Raw genomic sequence first — 233 nt, 5'->3', positions numbered from 1 at the left:
GATTGATAGAATTAAAGTAATCACGAATATAATATTAGCAATGGTAGACGCATATCCCATATCGCCATTTACAAAAGCAGAATGGTACAACTGTGTACCCAATACTTCAGAAGCTTGACCTGGACCGCCATTGGTTAAAATAAACACTTGATTAAAGACGAGGAAAGCACCCGACAGGGTCACTACCGATGCCACAACCGCTGTTTCTTTTACCATTGGCACGGTGATTTTTA

The 233-nt window shown here is 40.3% G+C and carries 1 protein-coding gene; it reads right to left on the bottom strand.

The genetic code is table 11. The annotated features are described in order from the left end of the window. Positions 1-233, bottom strand: a 233-nt coding sequence (locus RYX56_RS25460; protein ID WP_369293577.1) for a carbohydrate ABC transporter permease, incomplete at both ends; no start/stop codon positions are given.

The sequence above is a fragment of the Alkalihalophilus lindianensis genome (assembly GCF_032843265.1).
GTDB lineage: Bacteria > Bacillota > Bacilli > Bacillales > Bacillaceae_D > Alkalihalophilus > Alkalihalophilus lindianensis.
Note: the sequence above shows the minus strand (reverse complement) of the source record. Positions and strands in the feature narration are given on the sequence as shown.